The sequence below is a fragment of the Paenibacillus sp. 102 genome, from assembly GCF_039549175.1.
Lineage (GTDB): Bacteria > Bacillota > Bacilli > Bacillales > Bacillaceae_G > Bacillus_A.
The window spans coordinates 97,515-111,797 of sequence record NZ_JBCGHT010000014.1 but is presented as its reverse complement, the minus strand read 5'-3'; the positions used below and the strand labels follow the sequence as shown (position 1 = coordinate 111,797).

Genomic DNA, 14,283 nt, shown 5'->3' with positions numbered 1-14,283 from the left:
CTCACCCCTAGTAAAAAAACGAGTATATATTAGGGGTCTTTGGTATGCATGATAACAAGTACTTGTTCATTCTGATATTCACTCCAGTAAAAACCTAAAAATACAGGTTGACTAATCGTAAGAAAAAACACCCAAGAGCTATCAAAGGTGTTACTTCGCCTGTTCAATCTCCTACAGCAAAACGGGCGGAAATCTCATCGATATGAGAAAAAAACGGTCTTTGATATATTAGGTGTCATTTACAATTGTACCCTGTCTTATAATCAAACCGCTTAATTCAAAAAAGTGAAACTCGCTAGGGTTTATTTCGTATGCAAATCTTCCAATCACCTACACTTGCCCTTTAGAAAAAAGAAACAATCTCGCCTAAAATTGACTTTGCATAAGCTTAGCTTGATAGCGATGTGGCGGGACCCCAATAAAAAATGAAACCCGTTAGGGTTTATTTGATATGCAGAATTTCCAATAATCTACACTGATTTTTTAGAAAAAGAAAAAAGCCATTTTTGAAAATGACTTTTATTAACCTTAGCTTAATAGCGATGTGCTGTGCCCCAAAAAAAGTTTTATGCTAATCTATTTCTTCGCATCTTTCATGCTATAATACCCTAAATTAATCACAATTAAGAAATAACCACCCATAATTCCGGAAGCAAATGTCCATATGACACTATGGTGTTCAATCTCATACATAATAATCGCACCGAGTATCGCTGCTGCAAACCGATTAATCATACCAAGCGTCGGTGTTTTTGTTTTTTTTACAATGCTATCTCCAAACTTTTCAATACGCCTTCCTAAAATCCAAACACAATACATACTAACAAGCAAGCCAATGCTTGCACCTAAAAAATGGGGCGAAAAAGGCGTCATAATCCATCCTAATAACATCGCGCCTAGCAAATAATACATTTGTATTTTAAATGCCCTTAGTGCCATACGAATCATGCTGTACTCCTTTACCTTTCTCATTGAGACTTTATTACTATTTAGGCTCAAAGGTCTTCTTTTTTTCTTCCAGTATAATTTGATTTATTTTAATTAAGGTATCGGTCATTTGCTGCAAGGCTTCGATATCAATTTTAGAGAAGTATTTCTCAATAAGTAAATCATCTAGCTGAGATAATCGTTCTATATACTTGCTACCGTTAGGACCAAGTGTAAGGAAATACTCACGTTTATTGTTAGGATTTACGTGTTTCGAAATCATATTATGTTTCAACAATTTAGATAAAACTTGGCTGACAGCACTTTTGGATATATTAAAAGTGGTCGCAATACTGTTAGCTGTAGTATTCTTATTTAAATTAATATAGATTATCATGTTCTCTTGCTGCGCTGTAAGACCAAACTCATTCTTTAACTCCTGAGATAGTAAAATGTTTAATTCATTGTAGGCTCGGTTCATGTCGGTAATTACTTCTTTATAAGAACTAGTCATATTATTCTTCCTCCAATCATTCTGTTATTTCATTGTACGCCGTTTTTCCGTTTCGACATATAGTTAAGTTCAGTTAACTTAACTATATGATATCTTTATGTTAGTGTAAAGGAAAAAGTAAGCAAATTTGTTTTGATTACTTTTTTCGGAATTATAATAAAGGGGAAATTAGACGCATTAGGGATTCCAGTATTCGTTTTCGAATACTACGTTTTTGAAATGATTTCCATCGAATTTCAGACGAATGGTTAAAGTCCTCTTCAAAATCACGTTTAATATCAAGAACTGTCTTAGATTCATAAAGTACGCTAATGATTTCATAATTTAGTTCAAAGCTACGGACATCCATATTTGCTGTACCAATTGTTGCAATTTCATCATCTACAAGTACAATTTTAGCGTGCACAAAACCATCTTTATAGCTGTAAATTGAAGCACCGGCTTTTAGAAGTGGTGCGAAGTATGATTGAGATGCTAGATCACTAATGATTCTATCTCTCTTCCCTGGATATAGAATGCGGACATCTATTCCAGCTATTGCACTTAAACGTAGTAATGTTAATGTTTCTTGGTCTGGAATGAAATAGGGTGTTGCGATCCAAATTGCTTTCTTAGCAGAACCTATAACAGCAAGTAAAGTATTACGAATGTTTGTATCATCTGAACTTGGTCCACCTGCTACAATTTGAACAGCCCCTTCTGCATGAGAATTTTGTTTACCTGGAAAGTATTTTATATTCATAAATTGATTCCAAGAATAAGTGTTTAAACCATTAGTGGCATAGAGCCAATCCTCAAGGAATATTGCTTGTAATTTGTACAATGCTTTTCCTTCTATTCTTAAGTGGCTGTCACGCCAAATTGGGAATTTTTTAGAACGACCAAAATACTCATCGCCAACGTTGAGCCCACCTGTAAAACCAATCTCTCCATCTACAATGACAATTTTACGATGGTTACGATAATTGACTGTTTCAAGTGGCCATGACGAAAGAATAGGATCAAATGCCACAACCTCAATTCCTACATCTTTCATGGGTTGCAAGAAACGATTTCGTAATGAATTACTTCCGATCCCATCATAGAGAAAGCGTACAGTTACACCAGATTTTGCTTTCTTAATTAATGCATCGCGAATTTTTGTACCAATTTCATCTACTCGATAAATAAAATATTGAATATGTATATGATGTGTAGCATTTTCAATAGCTTGTATAATGTTTGTAAATGTTTGATCACCATTTGTTAAGAGTTTTGTTGTGGTATTATTGGCAACAGGACCGCCACCGAATTTTTGTACAACCTGTGTTAAATAAGTAGAGCGCTCACTTAATGAGGAAGTGAATGATAAATCTAGGCGTTTTCCTTCTAAAATTTCACGGAATAATTTTCTTTGCTCTTCTGAACGATGTAGATGCTTCTTTCTTCTCCAACGACTTCGGCCAAAAAGAGAGTACAAAATCACACCAACAACAGGAAAAAGTGCTAATACTAAAAACCACGCTAAAGTACTTTGTGGGGAACGGTTTTCGATAAAAATAATGAAGGCAATTCCTACTATTGTGATAGACAATAGTACGTCGACAAAGTTGTATAGTGAGATAATGGATGTATTCAACAGAAAGTGAATGATAGAGACAAGTGTAAATACAAATAATAATTGAACTTTAGGGTTTTTCATCTTTATAAAATTCACCTATTCTTTCTTAAATATAGGATTCGTATATGGAAGCTGTAACCTAACGTTTCTATTAGAGAGAATCACAGGGTTGCTACTCTAGTCCGTCATATCATTTACATAAAATATAATGGATTAATAAATTATGGGGTTTCTAAGGCTCGTTTCTTCAAATTTTCTCTAATGTATTGTCCGATAAATGGAATTTTGTGATATTCCATTTCCTTTTTAATGATGCTGAATAAAGTCGAGTTCATGAAAGCCAAAGAGATACAAGGGAAATCCCTTGTATCTCTTTGGCTTTAGATCTACTCTCTCTACACTGACTCAGTAGATAAAGAACCTTTTTGTTTTTCTTTCCCTTTGAATACAACCAGTACCATAATTATAAGAGATACAAGTCCAAGAAACCCCATCGTCTGAACATATGAGCCTATCCCGTATCCTCCAAAGAAGAAGCTGCTACGAAATGCTTCTACACTGTACTTAAAAGGAGTCCAAGAATACAACCAGTGTTTTGTCACATCCGGAAGAAATTCGTGTGCCAGTGATAAGACTGGCATAGAAGAGAAGAAGACTACCATTAATATTGGTACCCCGACACGGCCAATCCAGTTGAGTACTGCACTTTGCAAAAGGAAGAACATGAAGCCAAAGAAAAGTAACAATAAGAACATTTCTCCTTGGTTCGGTATGTTTACATCGAGTATGATATGAGCAATGAAAAGAGTTAAACTTGCAATTACTGTCACGAAAACAGAACCTGCAAGAATCTGTGATAGGACTGATTTTCCTGTAACGCGTCCGTTTGTAAACTTTTGGACAGCTATAAATAAGACTAAGGAGCTGATAAGAGTAGTAATCCATAAGATTTGTGTCAGCATTATAGGAATATTTCCATTACCTGTACGTGCTTGAACTGGATGAATCAACTCCGTTTTAGCAATAAATGGGTTTGCAAATAACTTTGCCTGTTCAGTTGTTAGTGTCATATTTCTTTGTGAAAGCTGATCAAGCAAGGTATTACGGATATTTTCGTTTATCCCTCCAATGAACTTATCAATCATTTGGCTCGAAACCATTGCGGCATTATAGTTCATTCCTTGATTCACCAAGACTTGTACCTCGGCTTGTTGTCCCTTAGGTGTGGTCAGCGATACAAGTTGCTGGGATATTTCTGCTGGAAACACGATGGCAGCGTAGTACTTCTTATCCTTCATCCCTTGCAATACATCTTCTTGCGTTTGTAAGAACGTCCATTTAACTGGACTTTGCTTATTTTGCAGAATTTGCTCTTTTATTTTATCTCCTAAATTTACACTTCCTTGTCCTGGTAAGTTCACACCTGTATCCTGTATTACCATAGCGATCGGCAAGTCTTTTGGTATAGGATTAACAGTTGATCCCATAAAAGCAAAACTAGCGATGATAACAGCAGCCATAATGCCTAAAACGCCACCTAGAATCATCTTTTGTTTGAAAAATTGCTTTACTGTAAGCATTTTAAATTATTCCTCCTAGCATTCATCCAACAAAAAGATAGATAACAAACAACGTGTAGTTTATAATAAAAACATGTTGTTTATAATGAAATTATATCGTTTTTGCTACACAATGCAATTTACATTTAGGGCATAAATGTAAGATAAGAAACAACCGGATGAAATTTGTTGTTTATAATGACAATAACGAACAGGGAGGTATAAGATGTTGAAAAAGGCGGATCTGCGGATTATTCGGACAAAGAAATTTATATATGATGCTTTTATCAAACTGATAGCGGAAAAGGGATACGATGCTATTACCATTCAAGACATCACAGATGAGGCACTCATCAATCGGGCAACATTTTACTCGCATTACAGGGATAAACAAGATTTGTTAACAAAGCTTAGTGAGAATGTACTAGAAGAGTTGACAAGTAAGATGGTCCTATATGCCCATGTGCAGGGACATCAAATAGATCTTTCGGAATTCGAGGGGATTTTACAATCCATATTTGAGTGTATATTAAAACATGCAGACTTTTATAAAAGCATGCTTGGACCTCATGGCATTCATGATTTTAACCTAAAAATGCAGCAGACTATTATGGATAATCTTGAACAAAATTTCATTGAGCTTAAAATTGAAGACCATGACTTAGATATTCCAAAGGATATGGTATTCCATTTCATCACTTCCTGTGTTGTTGGGATGTCAATTTGGTGGCTTCAAAATGACATGAAATATTCACCGAAATATACTGCAAAACAATTAGTGAAGCTTATGACTAAAGGACCCTTGTGTGCAGTGGGTTTTACTTTGTTTAATGAGGGCTAGAAGGAGCAACTGTGCCGGGAAGTGCAAAGTGGTTTCTAATAAATATATTAAAGAAGAAACACGAAGTTTTTTACTACTGTGTTTCTTCAAATTTTCGCTAATGGATTGCTCGATAAAGAGAACCTTACAAAGAAAGGAATAAAATATTCTCCTCGTAGTAAACAACTCAATGGTATCAATGTATATATGGTGCCCTCTACTACCATAAGGAAGTTTCTTTTTTGAAAAATCTTAAGAAGATCTCTGGAGTGTTAGACGTTCTTTCATATTTAATTTGAATGTCCCATATGGATTTACGTGGGCATAGATAAGTGGTGTTAAAGCTCTAAAATCTTCTGGCACTAACTTTTGCAGTAAAGATTTATTTTTGCACCAGAACCACCTTTTATCAGTATGGTCAAGATAGCAACAATTCTTACGAAAACAGGGAAAGTCAAAGAAAGACTTTTGTAACAATTACGAAAGAAATTTGAGAGGTATTTAAATTAAGATAAACTTACCGATATTAATTTAAATATGTTGGTAACAGTATAATTAGAAAGTAAGGAACAAAGTCATGAAAGAAAAGATAAAGAGAAGTATAAAAAAAAGTATAAAAAAAATTCCCCCTGTAGGAATAGCGATGGGAATCTTATTCAGTTTCAACCCAATTACAAAACATAAAGCTAAAGCAGACGTTGATACAAGAGAAACGATTCTTACAACATTTGGAGATACCTATGATACGTTTCTAAAAGAGCCTTTTGTTATTCTTTTATCAGAACAAAGTGCTAAATATGATTATACAGCTAACAATGAAAACCGTGCTTACAAAGCTCCTACTTTTAACAAAGGAGAATTTGGTATTAGCATGTATGATTATTATAAAAACCAAAACTTTTCTAAAAGAATTAAAATTTTCTATGAAGATGGGAAAGTTGAGTATAAAACGATAAAACATGGTCAACAACTTCTGATTAAGCAAGCTGGTATAATAGTGGATTTAAATCCAGATGCCTCAGATCTATATGAACATGATATTTTGTATATTACACAAAAACAATTAGATGGAGGAAATACTGGTATTGCGCTTACAAATTGGCAAACATATTACTTAAAAAGTGACAATAGTGGTCAAATGAATGGTCCTTTAGCTCTAAAATATATTAAACAGGAATTCCCAAATATAAAACCAGGTAATGCTTCTTTTGACCTAATGAAACTTTTTCATGCACTACCGGAAGAGAAACGAAAACTGGCAACGATAACTTCAAATCCAGTAAAAGAATCTGGAATTTTTAGTTATACCTCTGCTGAACTTGCTGAGATAAAGAAACATAAAATCGCCGTATTTTGAGAAAAAGTAAATTTGTATATTTTTCACAAGAAAAAAATAGATTTAATCCTTGTGAGGAAAATAAGCCTTTTTACTATTTAGACTCACACAAATGATCTGCACATCAATTCATCTTTGATATACAGATCATTTGTATGATAATTTTTACAAATAATTGCGGAATAATGAGCTTACATTACTGCTTTTAAAAGTTCTGCTACTAACGGAAGTACTCCACCTACAAATTTTAAAACTGCCATTGCGATTGTCATATTATTTCCTCCTCTTTTTTGATTATTAAGATGTGGTAAATCTTTATACCCTCATTATAGTAAACGCTTATATGCATATCAATACATTTTGATATGCAATATTTCATCTTAAAACCATGTTTTATACTGTTATAATAGCATAGGTAAATTCTACAGCATTTTTCGATGAACTAAACAGCTAATGAACATGAAATTTCTCGTAAATAAAAAAGGAAGAGAATTTTTATAATTCGCTTCCTTTTTTATTTGTTGTGATGTGTTCATAAACATAATGCATCTATATTTATAGAAAATACATAACAACTATAGAAAAATCCACATTCTATCTATTTACACGCGTACCGCTGTACCGCTTACAGCCACCATTAACATTCCATCACGAACGACTTCGTAGTCTACATCAATACCAACAATTGCATTTGCACCTTTTTGCTTCGCAAGAACTTTCATTTCTTCCATTGCAATATCACGCGCTTCTTTCAATTTACTTTCATATGCACCAGAACGGCCACCAACAACGTCACGAACAGAAGCAAATAGATCGCGTACGATATTTGCACCCATAATTGCTTCACCGTTTACAATGTCAATATACTCAATAATTTCTTTTCCTTGAATCGTAGAAGTTGTTGTTACAATCATTACTAGCACTCTCCTATAATATCTAAAAATTTATTATTTCTTATACTTTTATCATCACCTTGAAATCGTAAATGCACTATCTAATTACCTTACATAAAAATGACAATTTTGTAAGATTTCATAAGTGAAAAAAATGAAAGTAAGTTTTATATGGTAGTTCTAATTGGTGAATTTATTTAAGAATTAACAGTTCATTAAGAATATAAGAATTTAAAATTTTATTAATTACACGAATAATGACATAGAATATATATTCTATGTCATTATATAAGGGGGATTCAGAAAATAAGGTATCTTTTCCGTATCTTCTTACTTTTCTAGTACATCTGAACGAACTAGTTTTAAATCATCTGTTTTAATTGCACCTGTTGAAGTAGAAGATACCTTAACTTTTGTAGCTGTATCCCAATAACCGCCACCTTGCCAAAACTGTGCAAAAGGTGAGTTTATTGTTTTATTTACAGCTCCCGCAGCGACCGATCCAGGTTTTAGGCTATACTCAGCAGTAACTTGATATAATGCTGCTGTAATCGTTTTATCAGTATCGTTAGTAAGACTAAATTTACGGGATACTGTTTGTTCTTCACTTAATGAGATACTTGTACCAAATGTACTTTGGAACTCATAACTTGCTCCAATGTTAAATATATCTTCAATACCAAAACCGGCATTCACACCTACTGTGTGGGCAAATGATTGTGATTGTTCATTAGTCAACCCTGTTTTGATGTCAAATGTTACTTCATATCCTGTATTTTTTGCTGGAATTGATGCTGATCCACCAGGAACTTTCTTAAGGTATTTCTTTTCAGTTAGTTCAGCATCCTTTAGTGGGTTAAATGGTGTCTTCGCTGAATAACCAATTGTTACAGCCTTTTCAGCGCCCCAATTATTGTCGCCCCAAATGACTTGGATTCCAAGTTCATCTAAACTTTTCTTTCCAAATTCCTCCATAATGGCTCTTTTTAAGTCACCTGGTCCTTCGAAAAATTCTGGGTTTCTCCAGTCATCTTCAGCATCGCTTTTTTCGTAATATTTAGATTGCAATATTTTTTGCACATCAGGATCATTTGGATCTTGTGCATATCGAGTTTGGAAAAAGTTTTCTAACGTTTCCATAACAAGCCCTTTTACAAAAGCCTCTCCGTAAGTGCCTCCAAAATATTCTGCAATTTGAGAGTCGTCAAGCCCCAGGAATTTTAAGTCATAATAAAATCTAGGTTTTGGATCCATATGTTTTAGTTCTTTGTTTCTCCAGTCCCCAATAATTTTATTGTTGTTTGTATAAAAATAATCTAAGTATACATATTCAAGAGGTTTCGCTTGCTTGATATGAGGTGGTGTAACAGATGGAAAATTCGCTCTAATAATATTATTATTGATATAATTTGCATCAAATTCTTGGTTTACATTGGAATTTTCTTCAGATACCTGTCCCTCTTTAATATTTAATGATGGATTTTCTTTTTCAACAGAAGTAATTGCGCTAGAACCTGAAGATACTGTACTTGCTTCTGCTTTTAAAGAAAAAACTGGACTTGCTAAAACAGCAAATGCTAATGCTGCGGGAATTACTTTTTTCTTATAATTCATATGATCTCTCCCTTTCTTTTATCATCTCTACAAGATTACAAAAAATGAAATTATACTGTACATTGCTTATACTTTTTACTTCGGATTAAAATAAAATCACTTTCGATATATTTATCTTATTATATATATCTTTCAATTTACTTTCATAAATGTTACAAAAGTCTTTCATTGATTTGAAAGGCTTGGAACTTTCTAAAATATACTTATCAAACTCAAATTATAGTATTTACTCTCAGGATGACCCTTGAACCCAATAGTCGTTTCCGTTTTACTTGATTCCGCTATTTGCGGTCAGCAAGACTTCCACATCAAGATTCAGAGAGAAACAAAGAAAATAGGTGGGGGATGAAGCCCCCACCGTTGGAAGTTTCACTTTATAACATACATAACTTTTGCCATGTATAAGTGTATTTTGTTATTTGTTATTCACGTACGTATCAAACCATAAATGAATATATCCAGCTGTAATACGCTGTGCTTCCATTAAACGTTTTCCTGTTACCGGTGTTACTTCAGAACGCCATTTGTCAGCAGAGTCTTGTGATACCGCTGCTTTTAAGAACCAATTCTTCGTATTGTCATTAACAATTGATGGGAAATCAGCTTTTGCTGCTGATGCTGATGCATGAACCCACTCTTCTGGATTTGCACTTTTCCAATTCCAATAGCCATTTCCATCTGTTACTTTATAATTGTCTTTCACTGTATCAACGAAGTTTTCATATTTTGAGTGGAAGCCAAATGGATGCGAAATGTTAGTAAAGTTGGCTGCATGCATTGGTTGGTTGACATCCCCTAAATAGTGAAGTGATAATCCTAAATAAAAGAATGCATTTTTCAGATCTTTATTTTGATAAGCTTCGCCAGCTAGTTTAAAATATTTCGCTCCTGTTTGCTTTGCTTGTTTAGCAAATGGAATATACGTTTTTCCTGAATCAGGATCATAGAAATGTGAAGCGAATGTGGAATTATCATAGTATGGGTTTTCATAATCCGCAGAGTAAATGCCTTTCTCTAGATCCGTACGCCATTCATTTAATAGAGCTGTCTCATTTTGCTTCACAACAGTCGTATTTTGGGACATAATATCAATGGCTCTGTTTACAATCCATAAATGAGAACTTACTCCTTCATTATGTATAGATTCTGCTGACCATCTTTGAGCAATAGGTGGATCATACTGGTGATTACCTTCATGTGCAAACGCCACACTTTGAATAGGAGCTGTTAAAGCAATTACAGAAGCTATAGCAAACATTTTTCTTTTCATAAATATTCCTCCATTTGATATATAATTTAACTTTCCTTCATAGCGTTTTCTCTTACCTTACCGGAAGACACGTTAAATGCTAATAAGTACAGTTTTATAAAGCTGAATGTAACAAATACCCTATTGTAAAGGTACCAATTCATAACCAGATTGATATGGCGGCGCAGAACTTCCCCATAGTTTATCTTGATTTGAAAATGGTTGCCCTGAAGGCTCTAGTTCGAAATATGATGTAACTCCATACTCAGAATTTTGTGGATCTGCACTGTACCAATCACAAGGTCTACCCATTTTATCTCTAAGATAATCAGTTTTACCTGTTATTAAATTGATTTCCTTTGCATTTTGTTCCTGAACTGTTAACGTACTTTTTGATTGATCGCTAAAATAGATCCAGCCGCGATTCCCTGCATTGACATATTTTTTAATTCCTCCTGCCTCAGCATTTGGTCCCCCAATCCACATTGACATGGTAACTGGCGTATTATGTCTTATATATCCATCACTTTCTACCCCATCTGGAGTTTCAAAATTGATAGGTGTACCATAGTACTCATTACCTTTTGTATCCTTATGAGTCTCAGCAGTACCATAATAAGATTTATCTTTATACTGAATTACATAATGCCAACCCGCAAACTTCTCATAAGTTACTCCAAGTCTCTTCTCACCTACACCTGCATAAGCAGCATACCGAGGCTTACCATCCCAAATTTTACGTACCATTATATAATCTTTAGATGTCTTGACTGGATCCCCATAAATATCAAGTATACGACTGTCCTCAGCTGCATAAACAGAATTTGTAGGGAAAACAGTAACGATCAAACTAAATATGAATGCTAATAATGTAAGTATTGGTAGTTTCCTTTTCATAAACATGTCATAGTCCCTTCTTATTTTTACTAATGGTTTTACCATCTGCGCGCATCGTCTACTAGTAGATAAGCCTCATCCTAAATAACAAATCTTTCATTTCTCTTTCATAAATATTACAAAAGTCTTTCGAAGGTCTGACCTCTTTGCTGATGAAACTAGCACACAAAAAAGAAAACCCGCATGTTCATTAGCTATATGATTAATCTATTTAATTATATATATAAATTATATAAAAATATGTAATATTGCATATCGAAATGTATCGATATTAATGTAAGCGTTCACTATAATGAAGACATAAAGATGTACCACATCTTAATACATAAAAAGAGGAGGAAATAACATGGCAATCGCAATGGCAGTTTTAAAATTTGTAGGTGATTACTTCCATTCGTACAAGAGCTTTTAAAAGCATTTATGTAAGTTTATTATTCCGCAATTATTTATAAAAATTATCATACAAATGATCTGTATATCAAAGATGGATTGATGTGCAGATCATTTGTGTGAGCAAACTTTAAACAAGAAAAAGAATCCCAAAAATCATAAGGGATTCTTTTTCTTTATTTGTAATTATGGCTTTAACATTTTTCTACCGATAATGAGACGTTATGTTAACCTATCATGTATGGAATATACATTCCCTATATATGGTAAAATCCTTTTATAAGGGGGATGCATATGGAAAAAGATACGGACGTAATTAAAGAGTTACGGGAACTAAATCAAAAAGTTTCTCACCTTGAAAAAATACTTGAAGAGACAAAATATGAGACAAGAAAAACAACTAAAAGGGTAGGGCCTGTTCGTACCTTTACAGAAGCTGTAATATCTTTGCTATTTGGTTTGTTTATCGTTGGACCAGTTATAATATTAGTTATAACAGCTGTTATGTATGCTTTTGCATGGATAGGACCAAAAATATAAAGCCTTGTCTTAAAAGATAAGTTAAATTATTTCTAGATTATTTAACTTCCGAAAACGATAATTATGTAAATTAGCTGTCCATATAGACGGCTCATTGTATTTTTTGCTTAGCATGAGTTTTTTCTAAAATGCTGGCGTCGTAAATAATTGTTTTTTATAAAACAATTATTTACGACGCCTTCTCTTTGCTTTTTTACGCTGATTTGTATGACTATATTTTTTTATATGAGTACTTCTGTTCTTCTTATAATTAGGTAACTTAACTATAAGAACAGTAATTGCACAAAAAATGAAAAATATAAGGTTTGCAATCATCCAAAGCTTAATATCATAGTCATATAGCTTACTAAAATACTTTTTGTCAGGAGTAATATGGCTTACGTTACTGTCAATTGCTTCGAGGGTGTAAGGAATAACCCAAAAGGAACCAATTAATATAACAATTGTTCCAAGAATGAAACTGAGTATATGTTTTATCAAGTTCTATTCCCCTTTAATTATGTTTATTGTATACGTTCATATAGTATATATGATTCTGGTGCAAAGACTGTATTTATTTGAAAAAGGTATTTAAATTTCTATTGGAATCTATTTTTATAAATGGGTTCTCGCCACATCACAATCAAGCTAAGAAAAGCAAATATCCCAAAACAAGAAAATTGGCACCTCCAGGTGAAAATGTACAATTTTTTGTTTTGGGGGCGTTATAAAATTCTTAAGTTGATGGGTATGTGACGGTACCCCACATCCATCAACTTAACGTATATTTTTATACAAAATGAGGTCTTTCCACTTAGTTTTTTATTATCTTTTATAGATGCTATAAAAGTAGGCATATTAAATAAACCCTGACGGGTTTCAAATTTTTTTACTATGCTACCTGATGAGTAGAAGTGGTATACTCATCAACAACACCCAAAATTTTCAATGGGAGGAAATGATATGAGGATCAAGATACAAGAATATGTAGTCAATGAAATAGATTCAGGACCATATGGAATAACCGTAGGAAAAGACGGGGCATTGTGGTTTACGGAACAGAAAGGGAATCGAATTGGTAGAATAAATGCTAATGGTGAAATAAATTCTTTTCCCATTCCGACAGCAAATGCAGGAGTTATGTCAATTATTTCGGACCAGAATGGTGACTTATGGTTTACGGAATATAACGCAAGCAAGATCGGTAAAATGTCGATGAACGGTCTTTTTGAAGAATATGCACTCCCTGCAACGAATGCTGCACCTTTTGGCATAACGGAAGGACCAGATGGAGCAATATGGTTTACAGAAATGAATAACGGTAGGATCGGAAGAATAACAAAGTCAGGGGAAATCACCGAGTTTGAATTGCCTAACTCCAAATCATTTCCCTCTTTTATTACTCTGGGATCAGACGGGGCATTATGGTTTACACAGAATCAGAACAATACGATTGGGAGAATAACCACTAAAGGTGAGGTGACAGAATATCCAATCCCAACACCTAACTCCGGGCCAGTTGGAATTGCGAGCGGACCAGATGGAGCAATATGGTTTGTGCAAATCATGGGCAATAAAATTGGTAGAATTACGTTCGAAGGTGAGGTCAAAGAATTTGTTATACCGACGCCGAACGCTCGCCCTCATGCCATAATACCCGGGAAGAACGGAGATCTTTGGTTCACGGAGTGGGGAGGTAACCAAATCAGCCGAATTACAGTTGAAGGAGTTATTACGGAATATACGATACCTACAAATAATGCAGAGCCACATGGTATCACGTTTTGTCCGAATGGCGATATTTGGTTCGCTGAAGAGTGTAATCAAATTGGACGCCTAACAATCATTACATAATAGGTATATCATCCATCACTATGAAACTCAGAAAAGTAAATAGCCCAAAACGAGAAAATTGGCATTTCCAGGTGAAAATGTACAATTTTTTTGTTTTGGGGTGTTATAAAA

At 34.0% G+C, this 14,283-nt stretch carries 13 protein-coding genes and 2 pseudogenes; 5 read left to right on the top strand and 10 right to left on the bottom strand.

The features are described 5' to 3' along the window. Positions 1-117: 117 nt before the first annotated feature. Positions 118-276 (top strand): annotated as a pseudogene (locus AAIE21_RS22685) (IS4 family transposase); the annotation flags it as partial. A gap of 300 nt (positions 277-576) precedes the next feature. Here AAIE21_RS22685 and AAIE21_RS22680 read toward each other — a convergent pair. The 4 genes from AAIE21_RS22680 to AAIE21_RS22665 form a co-directional block, all read right to left on the bottom strand. Next, complete coding sequence (locus AAIE21_RS22680) at positions 577-948, bottom strand: ATP synthase subunit I (protein ID WP_343268852.1); 372 nt, start codon at positions 946-948, stop codon at positions 577-579. A gap of 37 nt (positions 949-985) precedes the next feature. Beyond that, positions 986-1,441 (bottom strand): MarR family winged helix-turn-helix transcriptional regulator, encoded by a 456-nt coding sequence (locus AAIE21_RS22675; protein ID WP_343268851.1) that lies wholly within the window; start codon positions 1,439-1,441, stop codon positions 986-988. A gap of 151 nt (positions 1,442-1,592) precedes the next feature. Further along, positions 1,593-3,122: a cardiolipin synthase gene (locus AAIE21_RS22670; RefSeq protein ID WP_343268850.1), complete on the bottom strand. Its 1,530-nt coding sequence runs from the start codon at positions 3,120-3,122 to the stop codon at positions 1,593-1,595. A 314-nt stretch (positions 3,123-3,436) separates the two neighbouring features. Beyond that, positions 3,437-4,621, bottom strand: a complete 1,185-nt coding sequence (locus AAIE21_RS22665; RefSeq protein WP_343268849.1) for a YhgE/Pip domain-containing protein — start codon at positions 4,619-4,621, stop codon at positions 3,437-3,439. Positions 4,622-4,826: 205 nt separating this feature from the next. On the opposite strand from AAIE21_RS22665, the gene AAIE21_RS22660 reads away from it, so the two are divergent. Continuing rightward, positions 4,827-5,441 carry a TetR/AcrR family transcriptional regulator gene (locus AAIE21_RS22660; protein WP_343268848.1) on the top strand — a complete coding sequence of 205 codons (615 nt, stop codon included), beginning with the start codon at positions 4,827-4,829 and terminating at the stop codon, positions 5,439-5,441. 568 nt (positions 5,442-6,009) lie between these two features. After that, complete coding sequence (locus tag AAIE21_RS22655) at positions 6,010-6,777, top strand: hypothetical protein (RefSeq protein WP_481858706.1); 768 nt, start codon at positions 6,010-6,012, stop codon at positions 6,775-6,777. Between the two features lie 170 nt (positions 6,778-6,947). Here AAIE21_RS22655 and AAIE21_RS22650 read toward each other — a convergent pair. From AAIE21_RS22650 to AAIE21_RS22630, 5 genes and pseudogenes are all read right to left on the bottom strand, one after another. Continuing rightward, positions 6,948-7,135 (bottom strand): annotated as a pseudogene (locus tag AAIE21_RS22650) (hypothetical protein). 223 nt (positions 7,136-7,358) lie between these two features. Further along, positions 7,359-7,670 carry a heavy metal-binding domain-containing protein gene (locus tag AAIE21_RS22645; protein ID WP_033678739.1) on the bottom strand — a complete coding sequence of 104 codons (312 nt, stop codon included), beginning with the start codon at positions 7,668-7,670 and terminating at the stop codon, positions 7,359-7,361. A 309-nt stretch (positions 7,671-7,979) separates the two neighbouring features. Next, positions 7,980-9,263: a hypothetical protein gene (locus AAIE21_RS22640; RefSeq protein ID WP_343268846.1), complete on the bottom strand. Its 1,284-nt coding sequence runs from the start codon at positions 9,261-9,263 to the stop codon at positions 7,980-7,982. 415 nt (positions 9,264-9,678) lie between these two features. Next, a complete protein-coding gene (locus AAIE21_RS22635; protein WP_343268845.1) occupies positions 9,679-10,533 on the bottom strand; it encodes a phospholipase C in 855 nt (284 codons plus the stop codon). A 120-nt stretch (positions 10,534-10,653) separates the two neighbouring features. After that, positions 10,654-11,415: a hypothetical protein gene (locus AAIE21_RS22630; protein WP_343268844.1), complete on the bottom strand. Its 762-nt coding sequence runs from the start codon at positions 11,413-11,415 to the stop codon at positions 10,654-10,656. A 678-nt stretch (positions 11,416-12,093) separates the two neighbouring features. Here AAIE21_RS22630 and AAIE21_RS22625 point away from each other — a divergent pair. Then, positions 12,094-12,339 carry a hypothetical protein gene (locus tag AAIE21_RS22625; RefSeq protein WP_343268843.1) on the top strand — a complete coding sequence of 82 codons (246 nt, stop codon included), beginning with the start codon at positions 12,094-12,096 and terminating at the stop codon, positions 12,337-12,339. Positions 12,340-12,504: 165 nt separating this feature from the next. Here the strand turns inward: AAIE21_RS22625 and AAIE21_RS22620 are convergent, their stop codons facing one another. Then, positions 12,505-12,819 (bottom strand): hypothetical protein, encoded by a 315-nt coding sequence (locus AAIE21_RS22620; protein ID WP_343268842.1) that lies wholly within the window; start codon positions 12,817-12,819, stop codon positions 12,505-12,507. Between the two features lie 462 nt (positions 12,820-13,281). Between AAIE21_RS22620 and AAIE21_RS22615 the strand changes: the two genes are divergently transcribed. Next, positions 13,282-14,172 carry a Vgb family protein gene (locus tag AAIE21_RS22615; RefSeq protein ID WP_343268841.1) on the top strand — a complete coding sequence of 297 codons (891 nt, stop codon included), beginning with the start codon at positions 13,282-13,284 and terminating at the stop codon, positions 14,170-14,172. Positions 14,173-14,283 lie beyond the last annotated feature (111 nt).

Excerpts from the sequence above, each read along its gene's own strand:
- AAIE21_RS22645 (WP_033678739.1), bottom strand. The coding sequence starts at position 7,670 with ATGATTGTAACAACAACTTCTACGATTCAAGGAAAAGAAATTATTGAG.
- AAIE21_RS22665 (WP_343268849.1), bottom strand. The coding sequence starts at position 4,621 with ATGCTTACAGTAAAGCAATTTTTCAAACAAAAGATGATTCTAGGTGGC.
- AAIE21_RS22660 (WP_343268848.1), top strand. The coding sequence starts at position 4,827 with ATGTTGAAAAAGGCGGATCTGCGGATTATTCGGACAAAGAAATTTATA.
- AAIE21_RS22615 (WP_343268841.1), top strand. The coding sequence starts at position 13,282 with ATGAGGATCAAGATACAAGAATATGTAGTCAATGAAATAGATTCAGGA.
- AAIE21_RS22675 (WP_343268851.1), bottom strand. The coding sequence starts at position 1,441 with ATGACTAGTTCTTATAAAGAAGTAATTACCGACATGAACCGAGCCTAC.
- AAIE21_RS22625 (WP_343268843.1), top strand. The coding sequence starts at position 12,094 with ATGGAAAAAGATACGGACGTAATTAAAGAGTTACGGGAACTAAATCAA.
- AAIE21_RS22635 (WP_343268845.1), bottom strand. The coding sequence starts at position 10,533 with ATGAAAAGAAAAATGTTTGCTATAGCTTCTGTAATTGCTTTAACAGCT.
- AAIE21_RS22630 (WP_343268844.1), bottom strand. The coding sequence starts at position 11,415 with ATGTTTATGAAAAGGAAACTACCAATACTTACATTATTAGCATTCATA.
- AAIE21_RS22670 (WP_343268850.1), bottom strand. The coding sequence starts at position 3,122 with ATGAAAAACCCTAAAGTTCAATTATTATTTGTATTTACACTTGTCTCT.
- AAIE21_RS22680 (WP_343268852.1), bottom strand. The coding sequence starts at position 948 with ATGATTCGTATGGCACTAAGGGCATTTAAAATACAAATGTATTATTTG.
- AAIE21_RS22640 (WP_343268846.1), bottom strand. The coding sequence starts at position 9,263 with ATGAATTATAAGAAAAAAGTAATTCCCGCAGCATTAGCATTTGCTGTT.